We start from the raw sequence: 20,264 nt of genomic DNA, 5'->3' as shown, positions 1-20,264 counted from the left end.
GTTACTCACCCGTAGCGGAGAGGAACGCCGAGTTCGTCGCCTTCAGCGCGTCGACCACGACCAGCAGCAGGTCGGACCGCACCTGGGGCGGTCGCGAGCCCATCGCGAGCTGCAGGTAGAGCGCCCGCAGGAAGGCCTCCGCGTTGCCGCCGAGCAGGTACGGGTCGCGCCCGTCGTACGACGCGCGCGTGCCCGCGGCCGCCGAGAGCCGGCGGATCCACGGCTCGAGGACCCGCAGCGGGACGACGTTGCGCCGCAGCACGTTCATGGTCGCGAACGCCAGCCGGTCCGGCTCGCCGCTGGTGAACAGGCGGTCGACCGGGAGCAGCACCCGGTCCGCGATCACGTCGAGGACCACGGTCAGCTCGGGCTGCGCGAGGTGCGGGGAGTTGGCGAGCGTCGCGAGCGTGTCGGCGCCGTGCGCGATGGCGTGCGCCCAGCCCTTGCCGGGGACGAACGCGCGCAGGTCGCGCTCGCGCAGCAACCACGCGGCGACCCGGTCGCCCCACTCGAGGATCTTGCCGCCGGGGAGCAGCGGCCGCTGGTTGTCGCGGGCGATGCACTCGCCGAGCACCAGCGCGGAGAAGCTGCGCCGGAAGACGGTGTCGGTGCCGGTCTCCCCGAGCCCGACGCTCAGCCCGACCGCCATCCCGTCGCCGAGGCCGCCGAGCAGGTCGTCGTACACGCCGCGGTCGACCCAGGTGGTCAGGGTCGGGTACGCCGTACCGTCGCGCAGCGCCGGATCGGGGTCGCCGAGCATCCGCGTCAGCTCGGCGGTGAGGTCGTCCAGGGGCCGATCCCGGGGGACCGCGAGGCCGGTTGCCTGCACCTGCTTCCAGTACGACCCCGACATGGGAGCCATCTTCGCAGAGGTGGTCCAGACGTCCAGGGGGGGTCCACCCCCAGGGGGGGTCCACCCCCAGGGGTGGGCCGCACGGGGGCGCCTACGCTTGCGCCCGTGCCGTCCCTCACCGACCTGGTGCGCAGCCACACCGACCTCGACGCCGACGACGTCGCGTGGCTCCAGCTGCTCCAGGCCGACTGGCAGATCATCGCGGACCTGTCGTTCGCCGACCTGGTGCTCTGGCTGCCGGACCGGGAGGGGAAGGGCTTCTGGGCGGCCGGGCAGATGCGCCCCACGACCGGGCCGACGGCGTACGTCGACGACGTGATCGGCACGTTCGTCCCGGTCGGCCGGCGGCCGCTGATCGACGCCGCGTACGCGCAGGGGCGGCTGGTGCGCGAGGGCGACCCGGAGTGGCGCGACGACGTGCCCGTGCGCGTGGAGACCATCCCGGTGCGGCGGGCGGGGCGGGTCATCGCCGTGGTCGCACGGAACACCAACCTGCTCGGCGTCCGCACCCCCAGCCGGCTGGAGCTGTCCTACCTCCAGACCGCCGCCGACCTGACGCAGATGATCGCGCACGGGCACTTCCCCGCGGCCGGGCAGCGCAGCGACCACGCCGACTCACCGCGGGTGGGCGACGGCTTCCTGCGCGTGGACGCGGCCGGGAAGGTGGCCTACGCGAGCCCGAACGCGCTCTCGGTGTTCCGCCGGCTCGGGCTCTCCGGCGACCTCACCGGGCTGTCGCTGGCCGACACCACGCGCGCGCTGGTCCCGCCCAAGCGCCGCCCCGACGAGGAGACGCTGAGCGCGGTGCTCGGCGGCCGGGTGCACCGGGACACCGAGTTCGGCACCGACGGGGTCTCCCTGATCGTCCGGTCCATCCCGCTGCGGCCGCAGGGCGACCACATCGGCGCGCTGGTCCTGGTCCGCGACGTGACCGACCTGCGCCGGCGGGACCGGGAGCTGGTCACCAAGGACGCCACGATCCGCGAGATCCACCACCGGGTGAAGAACAACCTGCAGACGGTCGCCGCGCTGCTGCGCCTCCAGGCGCGGCGGATGGACTCCGAGTCCGCGCGGCTGGCGCTGGAGGAGGCGGTCCGCCGGGTGGGGTCGATCGCGATCGTGCACGAGATCCTCAGCCAGGCGGTGGAGGAGCGGGTCGACTTCGACGAGGTCGTCGACCCGCTGGGCCGGATGGTGACCGAGGTGAGCGCGGTCGGCAGCCGGGTCCGCGTGCGCCGCCAGGGCAGCTTCGGGGTGCTGCCGTCCGAGGCGGCGACCGCGCTGGCGATGGTGCTGACCGAGGTCCTCCAGAACGCCGTCGAGCACGGGTACGACGCGGACGCGCCGGAGGTCGCCGGGGAGATCGTGATCACCGCGCGGCGGTTGGTCGGGCGGCTGCACGTCACGGTCGACGACGACGGGCGGGGCCTGCCGGAGGGGTTCGACCTGGACGGCTCGACCAACCTCGGGCTGTCGATCGTGCGGACGCTCGTGGAGTCCGAGCTCGGCGGTCAGCTGGAGCTCGGTCCCCGCCCCGGAGGGACGGGCACGCGGGCGGCGCTCGACGTACCGGTGGAGTAGCCCCGGATCAGGCCGTCCGGACGCGGGAGCGGGAGCTGCGGCGCTTGAGCGCGCGGCGCTCGTCCTCGCTCAGACCACCCCACACGCCGTGGTCCTGGCCAGCCTCGAGCGCCCACGCGAGGCACTGCTCGCGCACCTCGCAGCGTCGGCACACCTGCTTGGCCTCCTCGATCTGGAGGATGGCCGGACCGGTGTTGCCGATCGGGAAGAACAGTTCCGGGTCCTCGTCGAGGCAGGCGGAACGGTGGCGCCAATCCATGGCTGGGGGATCCCTCTTTCCTCAAGGTCTACGTGCACGTCAGGGCGGACAAGGCCGACGAGAAGCGCCGACGGGCACACCGATGTGAACGCATTCACGAACGCGTCCCCCAAGACTGGCAAGTCTTGGACCGTTAAACAACCCCTCGAGGTGGTTCCCTCGGTCACAGCCGTCACACCCGGCTCCGAGGCCGGGCGCCGCCCTCCTAGGCTGCTCCCGTGAGCGTACGCACCCGGTCCAACCCCGCCCCGCTGCTCGTGGCCGCCTCCCTCGTGGCCGTGGAGGGCCTCCTCCTGCTGGGGTACGCCGTCCTGGAGCTGGCCAGCTTCTCCGCGGACCGGGCCGCGGTCGCGCTGACCACCGCGCTGTTCTTCGCCGCGTACGGCCTGCTGCTGCTCGCGGCCGCCTGGGCCGTCACCCGCGGCCGGTCCTGGGCCCGCAGCCCGATCGTGCTGGCCCAGCTGATCCAGCTCGGCGTGGCCTGGAGCTTCCGCGGCGGGGAGACCACCGCGGTCGCGGTCGCGCTGGCGGTCGTCGCGCTCGTCGTCCTCGTGGGCATCCTGCTGCCGAGCAGCATCGACGCGCTCGGGGAGCACGACCAGGGCTAGCCCTGCTCCTCCAGCGAGGTGCGCAGCTGCTCCAGGGTGCGGTTGAGCAGCCGGGAGACGTGCATCTGGGAGACCCCGATCTCCTCGGCGATCTGCGACTGGGTCATGTTCTTGAAGAACCGGAGCAGCAGGATCTTCTTCTCGCGCGGTTCCAGCCGGTCGAGCAGCGGCTTGATCGACTCGCGGATCTCGACGTGCTCGAGGCCTTCGTCGTCCACGCCGATCGCGTCGAGCATGGTGGCGGCGCCGTCGTCGCTGTCGTCGCTGGCGTCCAGCGACAGCGTGGAGTAGGCGTTGCTGGACTCGATGCCCTCGACGATCTCCTCGACCGTGCAGCCGATCGCCTCGGCGAGCTCGCGCGGCGTGGGGGAGCGACCCAGGCTCTGGGTCAGCTCCGCCGTCGCGGCGCCGATCTGCATGCGCAGCTCCTGGAGCCGCCGCGGCACCCGGATCGCCCAGCCCTTGTCGCGGAAGTACCGCTTGATCTCGCCGATGATCGTCGGGGTCGCGTAGGTCGAGAACTCCACGCCGCGGTCGGAGTCGAACCGGTCGATGGACTTGATCAGGCCGATGGTGCCGACCTGCACCAGGTCCTCGAGCGGCTCCCCGCGATTGCGGAACCGGCGCGCGCAGTGCTCGACCAGCGGCAGGTGCAGGTGCACCAGCGCGTCGCGGGCGCCGTCCCGCTCGGCGGACGAGCGGTCCTCGGCGCGGAGCACGACGAACAGCTCGGCGCTGCGTCGACGGGTGACCTCGACGCCGGTCGGGGCATCGGGCCCCGGCTCGTCCCAGCCAGTGGTGGCCGCCATCAGTTCCCGATCTCGGGGTGCCCCGACTCCATGGTGAGCGTGATCGAGAAGGCGCCGTCGGAGGTCTCGGCCGAGGCGTGCGAGGCGAGGGTGGTGAGCACCTGCCAGGCGAAGCTGTCGTAGTCGGGCGACACGGCGCCGTCGACGCCGACCGCGACGGTGACGGTGAGCTCAGCGGGGGCCATGTAGAACCGGCAGGTGAGGTCGGAGCCGGGCGCGGCCTCCGGGAGCACCATCGCGCTGGCCTCGCCGACGGCGATCCGCAGGTCCTCGATGTCGTCGATCGGGAAGTCCAGGCGGGCGGCGAGCCCGGCCGTGGTGGTCCGCAGGACCGACGCGAACGCGCTGTCGGCGGGGAGCCGCAGCTCGACGTCCGCCCGTCGCTCCGGCCGCCCGGTCGTCGCCGTCGTTGCGCCGATCGAAGCCATGTCGTCGTCCTCCGGGCCGGTGGTCGTGTGGTGGGAGTAGCCCTGCGTCCCTGCGCGAACAGTAGCGGGGACCGGCCTGTCCCGTGGCCGTACCCTCCGACCCGTGCGGGCCAAACGGTGGCGGGGTCCTGGCCGGGCACGACAACGGCCCGCTGGATCACCAGCGGGCCGTTGTGCGTGGTCACCGTGAACGCTCGGCTCCTGCCGCCTCGGTCGGGCTTCAGGAGCGGAGAGCCTTCGCAGGCTCAGGCTTTCCTTCGACGTTCCTTGTGGTCACCGTGAGCGGTCGCGACTTCGCTGCGCTCAGTCGCGCTTGAGACGTCGAAGGCCTTATCCAGCGGCCGGAGGCCGCCTCGGTCGGGCTTCAGGAGCGGAGAGCCTTCGCGGGCTCAGGCTTTCCTTCGACGTTCCTTGTGGTCACCGTGAGCGGTCGCGACTTCGCTTCGCTCAGTCGCGCTTGAGACGGCGAAGGCTTTCGCTTCGCTCAAGCCTTCTTGGTCTCCCAGAAGATCTCGGCGATCTCGTCGATCTTCGCGAGCAGCTCGTCGGCCTTGCCGGCGTCGAGCTCGCCCTTGGTGCCGGAGGCGCCGGCGAGCTTGGTGGCCTCGTTGAACAGCGTGTGCAGCTGCGGGTACTTCTCGAAGTGCGGCGGCTTGAAGTAGTCGGTCCACAGCACCCACAGGTGGTGCTTCACGAGCTCCGAGCGCTGCTCCTTGATCAGGATCGCGCGGGTGCGGAAGTCCGGGTCGTCGTTGTCGGCGACCTTGGCGATGATGGCCTTGATCGACTCCGCCTCGATCCGGGCCTGCGCGGGGTCGTAGACACCGCAGGGAAGGTCGCAGTGGGCGGAAACCTCGAGGGTGGGGGCGAACAGTCGCGCGAACATGCGGGTCCTCTCGTCTTCGGATGTCCAGGGGTGTCGCTGCGACACTACTCCGCGTGCCGCCGCACCCACGAGGTACCCGTCCCACCCCGGGAGACACCGTCCTGCCCTGGGGAATCGCCGTCGTCCGCGGGCGCTCGATGCTGCCGACGCTGCGTCCCGGGGACCGCCTGCTGGTGTCGTACCGCCGGCCGGTCCGCGAGGGCGACCTCGTGGTCGCCCGGCTCGCCGACGGCACGGTGTCGGTGAAGCGCGCGGCGGAGCGGCGTACGACGCGCACCGGCGAGCCGGGCTGGTGGCTGCTGTCGGACAACCCCGCCGAGGGCGTGGACTCGCGGCACCGGGGCGTGGTGCCCGAGCGCGACGTGATCGCCCTCACCGTGGCCAGGATCTGGCCACGGCCCCGCCGGCTCTGACCCTGTGGGAGACTGCGGGGTGGGAGAACCCCTGAGGTCCGACGGTTCCGCGCACCACCCCTCGCGCGTCGAGCCCGGCCTCCCTCGAACGACTGCACGCCTCGATGGAAAGCGTTCCCATGTCTGCTCCGCACCCGCACGCCGGTGACCCCGTCTTCGACCTCCACGTCGGAGGGAAGATGGAGGTCCGCTCGACGGTGCCGCTCGCCGGCCGCGACGACCTGTCGCTGGCCTACACCCCGGGCGTCGCCCGGGTCTGCGAGGCGATCGCCGGTGACCCGTCCCTGACCCAGCACTACACCTGGGTGCCCAACACCGTCGCGGTCGTCAGCGACGGCACCGCGGTGCTCGGGCTGGGGGACATCGGGCCGGCCGCCGCGATGCCGGTGATGGAGGGCAAGGCCGTGCTGTTCAAGCAGTTCGGGAACGTCGACGCCGTCCCGATCTGCCTCGACACCACCGACGTCGAGGAGATCATCGAGACCGTCGCGCGGCTCGCGCCGAGCTTCGGCGGCATCAACCTCGAGGACATCTCCGCGCCGCGCTGCTTCGAGATCGAGAACCGGCTCAAGGCGCTGCTGGACATCCCGGTCTTCCACGACGACCAGCACGGGACCGCGGTGGTCGCCCTCGCCGCCCTGCGGAACGCGCTCGCGCTCACCGGCCGGCAGGCCGCCACCACCCGGGTCGTGATCTCGGGCGCGGGCGCCGCGGGCGTCGCGATCGCCAAGATCCTGCTGGAGGCCGGCATCACCGACCTCGCGGTGACCGACCGCAAGGGCGTGGTCCACTCCGGCCGCAGCGACCTGACCCCGGTCAAGCGCGAGCTGGCCGAGATGACCGCCGACAAGACCGGCCGCACCGGGAGCCTCGCCGAGGCGCTCGACGGCGCGGACGCCTACCTCGGCGTCTCCGGCGGGACCGTTCCGGAGGAGGACGTCGCGCGGATGGCGCCCGACGCCATCATCTTCGCGATGGCCAACCCGACCCCCGAGGTGCATCCCGACGTCGCGCACCGGCACGCGCGGGTGGTCGCGACCGGTCGCTCCGACTTCCCGAACCAGATCAACAACGTGCTCGCGTTCCCCGGCATCTTCCGGGGGGCGTTCGACGTGCACGCGACCGCCATCACCGAGGGCATGAAGCTCGCCGCGGCGCAGGCGCTCGCCGACCTGGTCGGCGACGACCTGGCCGAGGAGTACGTCATCCCCTCGCCGTTCGACCCCCGTGTGGGGCCCGCGGTCGCGACGGCTGTGGCGAACGCCGCACGGCGGGACGGTGTGGCTCGCCGGTAGGTTCGAGGAATGTTCGCTGTCTACGCCGACAAGTTCTCGAAGGACGACCCGCTCTCCGCCCTGCAGGTGGGGGAGCGACCGGAGCCGGAGGTCCCGGACGGGTGGACCACCGTCACGGTCAAGGCCGCGTCCCTCAACCACCACGACCTGTTCTCGCTGCGCGGCGTGGGCCTTCGCGAGGAGGCGCTGCCGATGATCCTCGGCTGCGACGCGGCCGGGTACGACGAGGACGGCAACGAGGTCGTCGTGCACGCGGTGATCAGCGACCCGTCGTGGACCGGTGACGAGACCTTCGACCCGAAGCGGTCGCTGCTCTCGGAGCGCTACCAGGGCACGTTCGCGGACCGGGTCGCCGTACCGCGCCGCAACGTGGTCCCCAAGCCCGCGTCGCTCTCGTTCGAGGAGGCGGCGTGCCTCCCGACCGCCTGGCTCACGGCGTACCGGATGCTGTTCACCCGCGGCGGGCTCCGCGCCGGCGAGACCGTGCTGGTGCAGGGTGCCGGCGGCGGCGTCGCGACCGCGGTGATCGTGCTCGCGCGGGCCGCCGGCCTGCGGGTGGTCGCCACCAGCCGGGACGAGGCCAAGCGCACGCGCGCCCTGGAGATCGGCGCGCACGAGGTGTTCGAGTCCGGTGCCCGGCTGCCGATGAAGGTCGACGCGGTGATGGAGACCGTCGGGAAGGCCACGTGGTCGCACTCGATCCGCTCGCTGCGGCCGGGTGGGCGGATCGTCACGTCCGGCACGACGTCCGGACCGGACCTCGACGACGCCGAGCTGACCCGCATCTTCTTCCTCCAGCTCAGCGTGGTCGGCTCGACGATGGGCACCCGGGACGAGCTCGCCTCGCTGGTGGCGATGCTCGACGCGACCGGCGTCCGGCCGCTGATCGACCGGACGCTGCCGATGGAGTCGGCGCGGGACGGGTTCGCGGCCATGCTCGACGGTGACCAGTTCGGCAAGATCGTCTTCACGCGATGAGCAGCCACCTCGTCACCGGCGCGGGCTCGGGCATCGGGGCGGTCGTCGCGCGCCGGCTCCTCGACCGCGGCGACGCCCTGCTGCTGCTGGCCCGCTCGGAGGAGCGCGCCGCGGAGCTGCGGGCGGCGTACGACGGCGCGGACGTCCAGGTCGCCGACCTCGCCCGGCCGGAGTCGGTGGAGTCGCTGGTCCTGCCGGACGAGCTCGACTCGGTCGTGCACGCGGCCGGTGTGGTCGAGCTCGGCCCGGTCGCGGAGCTGTCGACCGACGCCTGGGTGTCGCAGCTCCAGGTCAACCTGGTCGCGCCCGCCGCCCTGACGCGGGTGGCGCTGCCCGCCCTGCGGGCCGCGCGCGGCACCGTCGTCTTCGTGAACTCCGGAGCCGGCCTCACCGCCCACCCCGGCTGGTCCGCCTACGCCGCGTCCAAGCACGGCCTGCGCGCGCTCGCCGACGCGCTGCGCGGCGAGGAGCCGCGCCTGCGCGTCACGACGGTCTACCCGGGCCGCACCGCGACCCCGATGCAGCAGGAGGTGCACCGCCAGGAGGGCAAGGACTACGACCCCGACGCCTGGACCCGCCCCGAGACCGTCGCCGACGCGATCCTCCACGTCCTCGACCTGCCCCGCGACGCGACCATCACCGACCTCACCGTCCGTCCGGGGGGATAGTCCCTGACGAAAGTGTCGTCGGATTGCCCGGCGGACAGCATTTTCGTCAGGGACTACCGCAGGGTCAGGGCTTCGACTGCCAGTTCAGGGCGCCGACCAGGACCATCCGGAGCTGGGTGCGGGCCTGCTCGACGAGCTGCTTCTCGACGTCGGGCCGGCCGGCGGCGCTGAGGATCGACTCGGCCGTCGCGACCATCGCGGTGACGATCAGGTTCGAGAGCACCCGCAGGTCCTCGGCGGACCAGGAGTCGGTGCCGGGCAGCCGGGCCAGGTCGGTGGCGAGCTCGCGCTCGAAGAGCTCGATCTGGTGCCGGATCGCGTCGCGCACGCCGGGCGGGCCGGCGGCGCGCTCGCGGGCGATGAACAGGAAGTGCGCGCGCTGCTCGTGGACGTGGTCGACCAGCACGCCGACCGAGCGGTCCACGATGTCGGCCAGGGCGGGGTCGCCGCGCCGGATCTCCCGGATCATCGTGCGCAGCGACGCGAACGCCTCGTCGACCAGCGCCAGCCCGAGCGCCTCGATCGAGTCGAAGTGCCGGTAGAAGGCCGTCGGGACGATCCCCACCTGCTTGGCGACCTGGCGCAGCGAGATCGCCGCGAGCGTGCTCTCGTCGGAGAGCTCCAGCGCGGCGTCCAGGATCGCCCGCCGGGTGCGCTCCTTGCGCTGCACGCGCGAGATCGGCTCGGCCACCATCTCAGGCTAGACCCGGGTGCACGAATGTGCTCCGCAACCAGCGGGCGTGGCGGGCATCACCGCGTCCCGCCCTTGACCGTACTCCCGGTACGCCGCGACACTTTCAGTGTACGTATGTTCACTCAACAGTCAGGAGCGGACATGAACCGGATCCTCCGGTCCCGAGCGGTCGCGGCGCTCACCTCGCCGCACGGCGTCGACCGCTACCTCGAGCAGATCAACCCGATGTGGGCGGCGCACGAGGTGCGCGCGCGGATCGTCTCGGTCCACCGCGAGGTCGACGTCCCCGGCCACCCGCCGGTCGCGACGATCACGCTGCAGCCCACCTCCACCTGGCGCGGCCACCGCGCCGGCCAGCACGTCCAGGTCGGCGTCGAGGTCGACGGCGCCCGCCGTACGACGCGGGTGTTCTCGGTCTCCAGCCCCGAGTCCGGCCCGGGCGACCGCTTCACGATCACCCTGCGCGCGAACCCGACGGGCGTCGTCTCGCGCTTCCTCGTCGAGCGGGCGAAGCCCGGCACGATGGTGCACCTGGCCCAGGCCGAGGGGGACTTCGTGCTCCCCGACGCCGTGCCGCAGCACGTGCTGATGGTCAGCGGCGGCTCCGGGATCACGCCGGTGATGTCGATGCTGCGCACGCTGCACCGCCGCACCCACCGCGGCCGGATCACCTTCCTGCACTACGCGCAGAGCCCGGACCACCAGATCTTCGCGGCCGAGCTCGACGAGATCCGGCGCTCCGGCCACGGCACCGACGTGCACCTGCTGCACCCCGAGCTCGGCGACCCGAACCTGTCGCCGGCGTTCCTCGAGCGCCTGGTGCCCGGCTACCGCGACGTGCCCACCTGGGCGTGCGGGCCGGCGCCGATGGTCGAGGCCGTGCAGGCGGCGTACGACGGCGCGGACTCGCTCCGTGTCGAGTACTTCCGTCCGCCGCGCGTCTCCACGAGCGGCACCAGCGGCGCGGTGACGTTCGCCCGGGACGGCCGCACCACGGAGAACACCGGGGCCACGCTGCTCGAGCAGGCCGAGGCGCTCGGGCTGAAGCCCGACTCCGGCTGCCGGATGGGCATCTGCAAGTCCTGCACCACCCGCAAGTCCGAGGGCACCGTGCGCAACGTCGTCACCGGCGTCGAGTCCACGCTGCCCGACGAGGACATCCAGATCTGTGTCAACGCCCCCGTCGGCGACTGCGTCGTCGACCTGTGAAGGGAGCCACCATGAAGCTCACCCAGGACCAGCTCGAGGCGTTCGGCGAGGAGCTCGACGCCGTCCGCCGCCGCATCCTCGACGACCTCGGCGAGGACGACGCGGCGTACATCCGCAAGGTCGTGCGGACGAAGAACAACTTCGAGGTCGCGGGCCGCGCGCTGTTCTACCTGCCGCCGGCCTGGCCGCTCGCGGTCGCCGCGCTGTCGGTCTCCAAGATCCTCGACAACATGGAGATCGGCCACAACGTCATGCACGGGCAGTACGACTGGATGGGCGACCCCGCCCTCAGCTCGCGGATGTACGAGTGGGACAACGTCTGCCCGTCCGAGCAGTGGAAGTACAGCCACAACTACATCCACCACACCTACACGAACATCCTCGGCAAGGACCGGGACATCGGCTACGGCATCCTGCGCATGGACGAGGACCAGCCGTGGCACCCGTACTATCTCGGCAACCCGTTGTACGCGTTCCTGCTGATGATCTTCTTCGAGTGGGGCGTGGCCATGCACGACCTCGAGGTCGAGAACATCGTCGCGGGCCGCCGGAAGATGTCGGAGAACAAGGCGCTGCACGCCGGGATCATGCGGAAGGTGAAGCGCCAGGCGCTCAAGGACTACGTGCTGTTCCCGGCGCTCACCGGCCCGCTCTTCCCGCTCACGCTCGCAGGGAACGCGACCGCCAACCTGGTCCGCAACATCTGGGCGTTCAACATCATCTTCTGCGGCCACTTCCCGGCCGGCGTCGCGACGTTCAGCCAGGAGGAGTGCGAGGACGAGAGCCGCGGCCAGTGGTACTACCGGCAGCTGCTCGGCTCCGCGAACATCACGGGCGGGAAGCTCTTCCACGTGATGACCGGCAACCTCTCGCACCAGATCGAGCACCACCTGTTCCCGGACCTGCCGGCGCGTCGGTACCCGGAGATCGCCGAGGAGGTGCGCGACATCTGCGAGCGGTACGGCCTGCCGTACCACACCGGCCCGCTGCGCAAGCAGCTCGGCAGCGTGGCGCGCAAGATCGTCCGGCTGGCGCTGCCGTCGCGTCCGCGGACCGAGGACCCGGTTGTGGCCGAGCCGGTCGCCGCCTGAGGATGGCCCCATGAAGGACCACCTCAGCCGGGCCGAGATCCGCAAGGACGCCGTGCAGGACACGGTCGAGGCGGCCGCCGGGATGGTCGGGCAGCTGGCCACGATCCTGACCGGCGCCGTCCGGGACGTCGCGGGCGCCGTCGGCGGGTTCGCCACCGAGGTCTTCGAGATCCGGGACTCCGCCCGCCGCGCGGCCGCGGAGCACGCGCCGGAGCGCCCGCCGGCCGACGAGTAGCCGCCGGTGCAGTCCACCGGCGCGGCTTTCGCCGTTCCGCTCCCGGTGCGCCGCGCCGGGACTAGCGTCCGCGGCGATGCGATCGGTGCTGCTGGCGGTCGTCTGTGCGGCCGCTCTGGCCCTCGGCGGGTGCGCCGAGGACCCGGCCGCGCCCCGAGCCCACCCGGCCGCGCACCGGGCGCAGCGCGGCGTGCACACCCGCACCGTCCACGAGCGACAGGCGATCCCGTTCCGGGTCGAGACCCGCGCGACGTCCGCGCTCCGTCAGGGCGACCACCGGGTCATGCGTCCCGGACGGCCCGGCGTCCGCGTCGTCACCTGGCGGGTGACCACGAAGGACGGCGTCACCACGGCCCGGAAGCGGGTCCGTGCCGAGGTGGTCCGCAAGCCGGTGCCGCGGCTCGTGCTGGTCGGCACGCTGCGGCCCTACACGCCGCGCTGCGACTCCAACTACACCGGCGCCTGCGTCCCGGTCGCCAGTGACGTGGACTGCAAGGGCGGCAGCGGGGACGGGCCGAAGTACGTCGCCGGCCCGGTCCGCGTGGTCGGCCGCGACCTGTACGGCCTGGACGCCGACGGCGACGGCTGGGGCTGCGACTAGGTCAGCCGAACGACATCCGGAAGTCGGCCATCCGGAACGACGCCAGCTGCCGCGCGGGCCGTAGCCACCCGAGCGGGCCGTCGGCGGCGAAGTCCCAGCGGCCCCGGCAGGGCAGTGCCTTCGACGACCCCTGCAGGACCGCGCCGCGCTCCTCGCCGTCGGTGTCCTCGATCCCGGGCTGCCAGGTGCTGCCCTTGAACGGGAGGCGCACCATCGCCTTCGAGACGTCGGTGAACGTCGCCGCCGCGATCGGCCGGCGACCGAAGGTGGCCGACCAGTCCGTGGTGGTGAGCGGCCCGCGCCGCTCCGACTCGAGCTCGAAGTCGCAGAGCCCCTTCGGGATCGCCCACAGCTCGCGGCCGCCCGCGACCGATGCCGGGGAGTCGACCCAGATGTCGGTGATGCTCACCCGCCGGCTCCGCGTCCCGGCCACGGGGACCGGGCGGGCGACCAGCAGCTCCGAGTACGTGAGCGGCGACCCCGGCTCGTAGCTGACGAACGCCGCGCCGTACACGCCCGCGGGCCGCAGGTCGTCGATCGGCTCGCCCAGGTGGAACAGCGACAGCCACAGCTGGCCCACCATGGCCCAGGGCGCCGCCGGGTAGGTCACCTCGGCGTCGCGGGAGGACACCCACTCGATGGTCATGACGGCATCCTGCCCGACCACCGGCCGTGGCGAAAGTGTCAGTCGAGTGACAGAATCGCGCCGTGCAGACCCAGCGCCTCACCACCCGCGTCGCCACGTCCGAGCCGCGCTTCGTGCCGTACCCGGCGCCTGGGCCGGACGCCCCGAACGTGCTCATGGTGGTGCTCGACGACATCGGCTTCGCCCAGCTGGGCTGCTTCGGCGCCGGCTTCCGGACGCCGAACATCGACCGCGTCGCGGCCCAGGGCCTTCGCTACAACCGTTTCCACGTGACCGCCGTCTGCTCGGCGACCCGCGCCGCGCTGCTGACCGGGCGCAACCACCACGCCGTGGGCATGGGCGTCACCCAGGAGGCCGCGCTCGGGTTTCCCGGCTACCACGGCCGGATCCCGCCCAGCGCGGCCACCCTGGCGCGGGTGCTGCGCGAGCACGGCTACAACACGATGGCGGTCGGGAAGTGGCACCTGACGCCGAAGGGCGAGTACTCGGCGGCCGGCCCGTTCGACCGCTGGCCGCTCGGGCTGGGCTTCGAGCGCTACTACGGCTTCCTCGGCGCGGAGACCAACCACTGGGCCCCGGAGCTGGTCCGGGACAACACGCACGTCGAGCCGCCGTCCTCCCCGGAGGAGGGCTACCACCTGACCGAGGACCTGGTCGACCAGGCGATCCGGATGATCCGCGACCAGCAGCAGGCCGCGGCCCGCAAGCCGTTCTTCTGCTACCTCGCCACCGGCGCCGCGCACGCGCCGCACCAGGTGACCGAGGAGTGGGTCGCGCCGTACCGCGGCCGGTTCGACGACGGCTGGGAGGAGTGGCGGCGGCGGGCGTTCGAGCGGCAGGTCGCCGAGGGCGTCGTGCCGCCCGGAACGGTGCTCACCGAGCGGCCGCCGTGGGTGCCGGACTGGGCGACCCTCTCGGACGACGAGCGCCGGCTGTTCGCGCGCTACATGGAGGTGTTCGCGGGCTTCGTCACGCACACCGACCACCACCTGGGCCGGCTGTTCGACTTCCTCGACGAGCAGGGCGTCGCCGACGACACGCTGGTGATGGTCCTCTCCGACAACGGCGCCAGCGCCGAGGGCGGTCCGACCGGCACCCTCAACGAGGCCGCCGGCTGGCTCGGGATGACCGAGGGCGTCGACGAGGCGCTGGCACACCTCGACGACATCGGCGGCCCGGACGCGAACAACCACTACCCGTGGGGCTGGGCCTGGGCGGGCAACGCGCCGCTGCGGCTCTGGAAGCGGTACGCCTGGCTCGGCGGCGTGCGGACGCCGCTGGTGGTGCGCTGGGGGGACCGGCTCGCGGGGCCCGGGGGAGTGCGGCCACAGTTCTGCCACGCGGTCGACCTCTACGCGACCGTGCTCGAGGCCGCCGGCGTCGAGGCGCCCGAGACGGTGGACGGCGTCTCCCAGCAGCCGGTCGACGGCGCGTCGATGCTGGACAGCTTCACCGACCCGGACGCCGCCGAGCACCGCGTGCTCCAGTACTTCGAGATGATGGGCTCACGCGGGATCTACCACGACGGCTGGAAGGCCGTGACCGACCACGTCGCGAACCAGTTCGGGGAGCGCGACCACCTGGTCGGCAGCTTCGACTTCGACACCGACCGGTGGTCGCTGTTCCGGCTCGCCGACGACTTCTCCGAGTCCACGGACGTCGCCGACGAGCACCCCGACGTCGTACGCCGCCTCGAGGGCCTGTGGTGGGCCGAGGCGGGCCGCAACAACGTGCTGCCGCTGTTCGAGTTCCCGGACTCGATGGCGCACCTGCACCCGGGCGAGTTCCCGCCGCCGGGCGCCGCGACGTACCGCCCCGGTGGCGGGCCGGTGCAGGAGAGCCAACTCCCCGCGGCCCTGGGCGGGTTCACGATGACGGCGTACGTCGAGGTGCCGGTCGGTGGCGCCGAGGGCATCGTCACCGCGCTCGGCGACCGGCACGGCGGCTGGGCGTGCTACCTCCTCGACGGCCGGCCGACGGCCACGTTCGCCCTGCTCGACGGAGCGGTCCGGGTGGCCGGGCCGGACCCGCTGTCGCCGGGCGCGCACGTGCTGGAGGTCCGCTACGAGCCGGGCCGCGCCGCCCGCGCGGTGGTCGCGGTCGACGGCGCGGACGTGGCGGAGGCCCCGCTCCCGGGGCTGGTGTTCTTCCCGAACCTCTCCACCGCCGGCGCCGGCCTGCTGGTCGGCCGCGATCGCGGCATCCCCGTCAGCCGCGACTACCGGCCGCCGTTCCCGTTCACCGGCGTGCTGGACCGGGTCGAGATCCGCAGCGGGCGCCCGGACGCCCGGCCGCAGGACGACACCAGCCTGAAGGCGGCCGTGGCGAGTGACTGAGGGGAGGCGCGAGCGCCACAAGGCCGATACCCGCCGGGCGCTCGAGGAGGCGGCGCTGCGCCGCTTCGCGGCCGAGGGGTACGACGCCACCTCGGTCGGTGCGATCGCGGCCGACGCGGGCGTCTCGGCGCGCACGTTCTTCCGCTACTTCGCCACCAAGGACGAGGTCCTCGACATGGGCCGGCTCGAGCGGCAGGGCGAGCTGCGGGCGGTGGTGGCCGCCGCGTCCGGGACCGGCTCCGCGGTGGTCCGCGCGGCGGTGCTGCACCTGGCCGAGGGCTTCGCCGGCGACCGGGAGCGCATCGCGCTGCGCCAGCGGGCCGCGGCGACGTCCCCGGTCCTGCGCGGCCGGCTCTTCGACACCTTCGCGTCGTGGGAGCACGCGCTCGCGTCGGCGCTCACCGCGCGCGGTGCGGCCGACGCCGACGTGCTCGCGGCCGCTGGCATCGCGGTCTTCCGCGTCGCGACCGCCTCCTGGGTCGACCGGGGCGGTTCGTTGCCGGATCTGGTCGGCCGCGGCTTCGACGCGCTCGGGTCGTCCGCCTGAGGGCGGTGTATTCACGCGCCAGAGGCGGACGACCCGCGCCGCGTCAGTCCTCCGGGTCGTCCAGCCGGGCCAGCCAGGTCGCGAACCGCTCGACGGCGGTCTCGAACTCGGGGTGCGTGTCGGTGAACTCCTGCAGGCGCTCGGCGAGCCAGGCCAGGGTGACCTCCTCGTCACCCCGGCGCTTCTCGAGCTCCTCGATCCCGCGGTCGGTGAAGTACATACGTCAGGCCCTGCCTTCTCTCACTGGGTCTCGATACGGCGGTCACGAGCTCGCAAGCTCGCTCGTGCGCCTACTCGACCTGCCTGAGGCCTCGGTCCCGCTCCTCGTTCCTCGGAGCGGAACCGCTCAGGCAAACGCCCGCGCGATCAGGTCCTTCTGCTCCTCGGTGTGCCGCTTGACGGTGCCGACCGAGGGGGAGGAGGACTCCTGGCGCCCGACCAGCTCGACCTGGGCGTCGACGTGCGGCCACACGTTGAGCGCGTAGTGCGGCCACGCGCCCATGTTGGCGGGCTCGTCCTGGACCCAGCGCACGGCCTTGAGCTTCGGGTACCGCGCGATCTCGTCGCGGATCTCGGCCTCGGGCCGCGGGTAGAGCTGCTCGACCCGGGCGATCGCGAACCGGCCGGCGTCCTCGCGCTTGGCCCGCTCCACCATCAGGTCCCAGGTCACGCGGCCCGAGCACAGCAGCAGCGTGTCCACCTGGTCGGCGTCGGCCTCGCCGTCGCCGAGGAACGGCTGGAACGTGCCCGACGTGAACTCGTCCGGCGTCGACGCCGCCTCCTTGCGCTTGAGCATCGACTTCGGCGTGAAGACGACGAGCGGTCGGTGCTCCTCGCCGAGCGAGTGCTGGCGCAGCAGGTGGAAGTACGACGCGGGCGTCGACGGCTGCGCGATCACGAACGCGTCGTCGGCAGCCATCGTCATGAACCGCTCGATCCGGGCGGAGGAGTGGTCCGGGCCCTGGCCCTCGTAGCCGTGCGGCAGCAGCAGCACGACGCCGGACTGCTGGCGCCACTTGGTCTCGCCGGAGGTGATGAACTCGTCGATCACCGTCTGCGCGCCGTTGACGAAGTCGCCGAACTGCGCCTCCCACAGCACCAGCGCCTCCGGCCGGGCCACCGAGTAGCCGTACTCGAAGCCGAGCGCGGCGTACTCCGACAGCAGCGAGTCGTAGACGTAGAACTTGGCCTGGTCCTCGGTGAGGTTGGCCAGCGGCGTCCACTCGTCGGCGTTGACCCGGTCGATGATCGTCGCGAAGCGGGACACGAAGGTGCCGCGGCGCGAGTCCTGGCCGGCCAGGCGGACCGGACGGCCCTCCATCAGCAGCGAGCCGAACGCGAGGATCTCGCCGGTGCCCCAGTCGATCGGGCCCTCCGCGATCGCGGCCGCGCGCCGCTGCAGCTGCGGCATCACCTTCGGGTGGACGGTGAAGCCGTCCGGCGGGGTGACGTACGCGTCGGCGATCCGCTTCATCACCTCGGCGGGGACCGCGGTGCGGGTCTCGCCGCTCGGCTTCTCCGGGTAGTCCGGCACCGTGGTCCACTCCGAGGGCTGGGTGCTCGCCTCGCGCACCTCGGTGAAGACCCGCTCGAGCTGCTGCTGGTAGTCGCGCAGGACCTGCTCGGCCTCCTCGATCGTGATGTCGCCACGGCCGATCAGGGACTCGGTGTAGAGCTTGCGGACCGAGCGCTTCTGCTCGATCAGGTCGTACATCAGCGGCTGCGTGTACGACGGGTCGTCGCCCTCGTTGTGGCCGCGGCGGCGGTAGCAGACCAGGTCGATGACGACGTCCTTCTTGAACGCCTGCCGGTACTCGAACGCCAGCCGTGCCACGCGGATGCACGCCTCGGGGTCGTCGCCGTTCACGTGGAAGATCGGCGCCTGGACCATGCGGGCGACGTCGGTGCAGTACAGCGACGAGCGCGAGGAGCCGGGGGAGGTGGTGAACCCGACCTGGTTGTTGACGACCAGGTGGATCGTGCCGCCGGTGCGGTAGCCCCGCAGCTGGGACAGGTTGAGGGTCTCGGCGACCACGCCCTGGCCCGCGAACGCGGCGTCGCCGTGCACGAGCAGCGGCAGCACGGGGTAGTCCCCGCCGCGGTCGAGCACGTCCTGCTTGGCCCGGGCGATGCCCTCGAGCACCGGGTCGACGGCCTCGAGGTGCGAGGGGTTCGCGGCGACCGACACCTTGATCTGCGCGCCGGAGCCCGCGGTGAACTCGCCCTCGGCGCCCAGGTGGTACTTCACGTCGCCGGAGCCCTGGACCGTGCGCGGGTCGATGTTGCCCTCGAACTCGCGGAAGATCTGGCTGTACTTCTTGCCGACGATGTTCGCCAGCACGTTCAGCCGGCCGCGGTGGGCCATGCCCATGGTGACCTCGTCGAGGCCCGCCTCGGCGGCCGCCTCGCAGATCTCGTCGATGACCGGGATCGTGGTCTCCCCGCCCTCGAGCGAGAAGCGCTTCTGGCCGACGAACTTGGTCTGCAGGAACGTCTCGAACGCCTCGGCCTGGTTGAGCTTCAGCAGGATCCGCAGCTGCTCCTCGCGGGGCGGCTTGGTGTGCGGCTGCTCGACGCGCTCCTGGATCCAGCGGCGCTGCTCGGGATCCATGATGTGCATGTACTCGATGCCGGTGGTGCGGCAGTACGAGTCGCGCAGGATCCCGAGGATGTGGCGCAGCTTCATGAAGCGCCGGCCCTCGCCGCCGAACGAGCCGGTGGCGAACTCGCGGTCGAGGTCCCACAGGGTCAGCCCGTGCGACTCCACCTCGAGGTCGGGGTGGCTGCGCTGGCGGTACTCCAGCGGGTCGGTGTCGGCCATCATGTGGCCGCGCACCCGGTAGGCGTGGATCAGCTCGAGGATGCGGGCCTGCTTGCTGATCTCGTCGTCGTGCGACGTCGAGATGTCCTTGGCCCAGCGGATCGGCTCGTACGGGATCCGCAGCGAGCGGAAGATCTCGTCGTAGAACTCCTCCTGGCCCAGCAGCAGCTGGTGCACCCGCTTGAGGAACTCACCCGACTGGGCGCCCTGGATCACCCGGTGGTCGTACGTCGAGGTCAGCGTCATGACCTTGCTGATCGCGTTCCGGGCGATCGCGTCCTCCGACGCGCCCTGCCACTCCGGCGGGTACTCCATCGCGCCGACGCCGATGATCGCGCCCTGGCCCTTCATCAGGCGGGGGACCGAGTGGACGGTGCCGATGCCGCCCGGGTTCGTCAGCGAGATCGTGGTGCCCTGGAAGTCCTCGATCGTCAGCTTGTTGTCGCGGGTCTTGCGCACGATCTCCTCGTACGCCGTCCAGAACGCCGCGAAGTCCATCGTCTCGGCGCCCTTGATGCTCGGCACCAGCAGCTGGCGGGTGCCGTCGGGCTTCTTCACGTCGATCGCGAGGCCGAGGTTGATGTGGGCGGGCGTGATCAAGTTCGGCTTGCCGTCGACGACGTCGAAGCCGACGTTCATCTCCGGCATCGCCTTGAGCGCCTTGATCAGCGCGTAGCCGATCAGGTGGGTGAAGGAGACCTTGCCGCCGCGCGCCCGGGCGAGGTGGTTGTTGATGACCGTCCGGTTGTCCCACAGCAGCTTGACTGGCACCGAGCGGACCGAGGTCGCGGTCGGGACCGCCAGCGAGGCGTCCATGTTGGCCGCCGTGCGGGCCGGGGCGCCGCGGAGGACGGTGTACGTCGGCTGGTCGCTGACCGCCGCCGGAGCGGTCGGGCGGGACTCCTTCGGCACCGGGTTCGAGGTGCCCTTGGCGGGCTCGGCCGCCTTCGTCTCGGGCCGGGGCTTGGCCTTCGGGGCCGGCGTCGGGGTCGGGTCGCGGTGCTCGGCGGGCTTCTCGGTCGACTTCGCGGCCGGCTTCTCCGCCGGCTTCTCGGCCGGCTTCGGCTCCGCCTTCTGCTCCGGCCGGGCGGGCGCGGCGGTGCCCGTCGTACCGTTGGTCCCGGAGGCCTTGCCGTTGGTCTTGAAGTACGCCGCCCAGGTCGCGTCCACGCTGCCGGGATCCCGCTGGTACTGGTCGTACATCTCCTCGACGAGCCACTCGTTCGCGCCGAAGTCGGCGGAGGGGACGTCGGACTGACTGCCTGGGGACTGCGGCACGGTGTGATTCGCCTCTTCCGGAACGTGC

The 20,264-nt window shown here is 72.2% G+C and carries 21 protein-coding genes; 12 read left to right on the top strand and 9 right to left on the bottom strand.

Annotated elements, in window-relative coordinates:
* Window position 1: 1 nt before the first annotated feature.
* Window positions 2–853 carry a DUF2785 domain-containing protein gene (locus ABD086_RS02815; protein WP_343905445.1) on the bottom strand — a complete coding sequence of 284 codons (852 nt, stop codon included), beginning with the start codon at window positions 851–853 and terminating at the stop codon, window positions 2–4.
* A 105-nt stretch (window positions 854–958) separates the two neighbouring features.
* Here ABD086_RS02815 and ABD086_RS02810 point away from each other — a divergent pair, with 105 nt between their 5' ends.
* The gene (locus ABD086_RS02810) at window positions 959–2,434 is read left to right on the top strand and encodes a sensor histidine kinase (protein ID WP_343905443.1); all 1,476 of its coding nucleotides are present in this window, start codon (window positions 959–961) and stop codon (window positions 2,432–2,434) included.
* Window positions 2,435–2,441: 7 nt separating this feature from the next.
* Here the strand turns inward: ABD086_RS02810 and ABD086_RS02805 are convergent, their stop codons facing one another.
* Entirely contained in the window at window positions 2,442–2,693 is a 252-nt protein-coding gene (locus ABD086_RS02805) for a WhiB family transcriptional regulator (RefSeq protein ID WP_343905441.1), read from the bottom strand.
* 218 nt (window positions 2,694–2,911) lie between these two features.
* Between ABD086_RS02805 and ABD086_RS02800 the strand changes: the two genes are divergently transcribed.
* Window positions 2,912–3,301 carry a hypothetical protein gene (locus ABD086_RS02800; RefSeq protein WP_343905439.1) on the top strand — a complete coding sequence of 130 codons (390 nt, stop codon included), beginning with the start codon at window positions 2,912–2,914 and terminating at the stop codon, window positions 3,299–3,301.
* Here ABD086_RS02800 and ABD086_RS02795 read toward each other — a convergent pair.
* From ABD086_RS02795 to sodN, 3 genes are all read right to left on the bottom strand, one after another.
* Window positions 3,298–4,110 (bottom strand): RNA polymerase sigma factor SigF, encoded by an 813-nt coding sequence (locus tag ABD086_RS02795; protein ID WP_343905437.1) that lies wholly within the window; start codon window positions 4,108–4,110, stop codon window positions 3,298–3,300. The two genes, ABD086_RS02800 and ABD086_RS02795, sit on opposite strands and share 4 nt — an antisense overlap.
* Window positions 4,110–4,538 carry an ATP-binding protein gene (locus ABD086_RS02790; RefSeq protein WP_343905435.1) on the bottom strand — a complete coding sequence of 143 codons (429 nt, stop codon included), beginning with the start codon at window positions 4,536–4,538 and terminating at the stop codon, window positions 4,110–4,112. The genes ABD086_RS02795 and ABD086_RS02790 overlap by 1 nt, the downstream gene beginning before the upstream one ends.
* 484 nt (window positions 4,539–5,022) lie before the next feature.
* Window positions 5,023–5,424, bottom strand: a complete 402-nt coding sequence (gene sodN / locus ABD086_RS02785; RefSeq protein ID WP_343905434.1) for a superoxide dismutase, Ni — start codon at window positions 5,422–5,424, stop codon at window positions 5,023–5,025.
* Between the two features lie 53 nt (window positions 5,425–5,477).
* Here sodN and ABD086_RS02780 point away from each other — a divergent pair, with 53 nt between their 5' ends.
* The 4 genes from ABD086_RS02780 (at window position 5,478) to ABD086_RS02765 (ending at window position 8,778) form a co-directional block, all read left to right on the top strand.
* Window positions 5,478–5,837, top strand: coding sequence for a S24/S26 family peptidase (locus ABD086_RS02780; protein ID WP_343905432.1), 360 nt, complete (start codon window positions 5,478–5,480; stop codon window positions 5,835–5,837).
* Between the two features lie 119 nt (window positions 5,838–5,956).
* Window positions 5,957–7,132, top strand: a complete 1,176-nt coding sequence (locus ABD086_RS02775) for an NAD(P)-dependent malic enzyme (protein ID WP_343905431.1) — start codon at window positions 5,957–5,959, stop codon at window positions 7,130–7,132.
* Between the two features lie 9 nt (window positions 7,133–7,141).
* Window positions 7,142–8,110, top strand: coding sequence for a zinc-binding dehydrogenase (locus ABD086_RS02770; RefSeq protein ID WP_343905429.1), 969 nt, complete (start codon window positions 7,142–7,144; stop codon window positions 8,108–8,110).
* Complete coding sequence (locus tag ABD086_RS02765) at window positions 8,107–8,778, top strand: SDR family oxidoreductase (protein ID WP_343905428.1); 672 nt, start codon at window positions 8,107–8,109, stop codon at window positions 8,776–8,778. The genes ABD086_RS02770 and ABD086_RS02765 overlap by 4 nt, the downstream gene beginning before the upstream one ends.
* A 64-nt stretch (window positions 8,779–8,842) precedes the next feature.
* Here ABD086_RS02765 and ABD086_RS02760 read toward each other — a convergent pair whose 3' ends face one another.
* Window positions 8,843–9,472 (bottom strand): TetR family transcriptional regulator, encoded by a 630-nt coding sequence (locus ABD086_RS02760; RefSeq protein WP_343905426.1) that lies wholly within the window; start codon window positions 9,470–9,472, stop codon window positions 8,843–8,845.
* 141 nt (window positions 9,473–9,613) lie between these two features.
* Here ABD086_RS02760 and ABD086_RS02755 point away from each other — a divergent pair, with 141 nt between their 5' ends.
* The 4 genes from ABD086_RS02755 to ABD086_RS02740 all read left to right on the top strand — a co-directional run bounded on the left by ABD086_RS02755 (window position 9,614) and on the right by ABD086_RS02740 (window position 12,608).
* Window positions 9,614–10,681, top strand: coding sequence for a ferredoxin reductase (locus tag ABD086_RS02755; protein ID WP_343905424.1), 1,068 nt, complete (start codon window positions 9,614–9,616; stop codon window positions 10,679–10,681).
* An 11-nt stretch (window positions 10,682–10,692) separates the two neighbouring features.
* A complete protein-coding gene (locus ABD086_RS02750) occupies window positions 10,693–11,772 on the top strand; it encodes a fatty acid desaturase family protein (RefSeq protein WP_343905422.1) in 1,080 nt (359 codons plus the stop codon).
* A 10-nt stretch (window positions 11,773–11,782) separates the two neighbouring features.
* The gene (locus tag ABD086_RS02745; RefSeq protein WP_343905420.1) at window positions 11,783–12,007 is read left to right on the top strand and encodes a hypothetical protein; all 225 of its coding nucleotides are present in this window, start codon (window positions 11,783–11,785) and stop codon (window positions 12,005–12,007) included.
* A 76-nt stretch (window positions 12,008–12,083) separates the two neighbouring features.
* Window positions 12,084–12,608, top strand: a complete 525-nt coding sequence (locus ABD086_RS02740; RefSeq protein ID WP_343905418.1) for a G5 domain-containing protein — start codon at window positions 12,084–12,086, stop codon at window positions 12,606–12,608.
* A gap of 1 nt (window position 12,609) precedes the next feature.
* Here the strand turns inward: ABD086_RS02740 and ABD086_RS02735 are convergent, their stop codons facing one another.
* Window positions 12,610–13,254 (bottom strand): acetoacetate decarboxylase family protein, encoded by a 645-nt coding sequence (locus ABD086_RS02735; protein ID WP_343905417.1) that lies wholly within the window; start codon window positions 13,252–13,254, stop codon window positions 12,610–12,612.
* 62 nt (window positions 13,255–13,316) lie between these two features.
* Here ABD086_RS02735 and ABD086_RS02730 point away from each other — a divergent pair, with 62 nt between their 5' ends.
* Complete coding sequence (locus ABD086_RS02730; RefSeq protein ID WP_343905416.1) at window positions 13,317–15,590, top strand: sulfatase-like hydrolase/transferase; 2,274 nt, start codon at window positions 13,317–13,319, stop codon at window positions 15,588–15,590.
* Complete coding sequence (locus ABD086_RS02725) at window positions 15,583–16,137, top strand: TetR family transcriptional regulator (protein ID WP_343905414.1); 555 nt, start codon at window positions 15,583–15,585, stop codon at window positions 16,135–16,137. Before ABD086_RS02730 ends, ABD086_RS02725 begins: the two co-directional genes overlap by 8 nt.
* Before the next feature lie 43 nt (window positions 16,138–16,180).
* Here the strand turns inward: ABD086_RS02725 and ABD086_RS02720 are convergent, their stop codons facing one another.
* Together ABD086_RS02720 and ABD086_RS02715 are read right to left on the bottom strand one after the other, a co-directional pair.
* A complete protein-coding gene (locus tag ABD086_RS02720; RefSeq protein WP_180936248.1) occupies window positions 16,181–16,357 on the bottom strand; it encodes a DUF6104 family protein in 177 nt (58 codons plus the stop codon).
* Between the two features lie 126 nt (window positions 16,358–16,483).
* On the bottom strand, window positions 16,484–20,236 hold the full coding sequence (locus ABD086_RS02715) for a multifunctional oxoglutarate decarboxylase/oxoglutarate dehydrogenase thiamine pyrophosphate-binding subunit/dihydrolipoyllysine-residue succinyltransferase subunit (protein ID WP_343905412.1): 3,753 nt from the start codon (window positions 20,234–20,236) through the stop codon (window positions 16,484–16,486).
* Window positions 20,237–20,264 lie beyond the last annotated feature (28 nt).

Origin of the sequence: Nocardioides aquiterrae, from assembly GCF_039526625.1 — a bacterium.
Classification (GTDB): domain Bacteria; phylum Actinomycetota; class Actinomycetes; order Propionibacteriales; family Nocardioidaceae; genus Nocardioides; species Nocardioides aquiterrae.
Note: the sequence above shows the minus strand (reverse complement) of the source record. Positions and strands in the feature narration are given on the sequence as shown.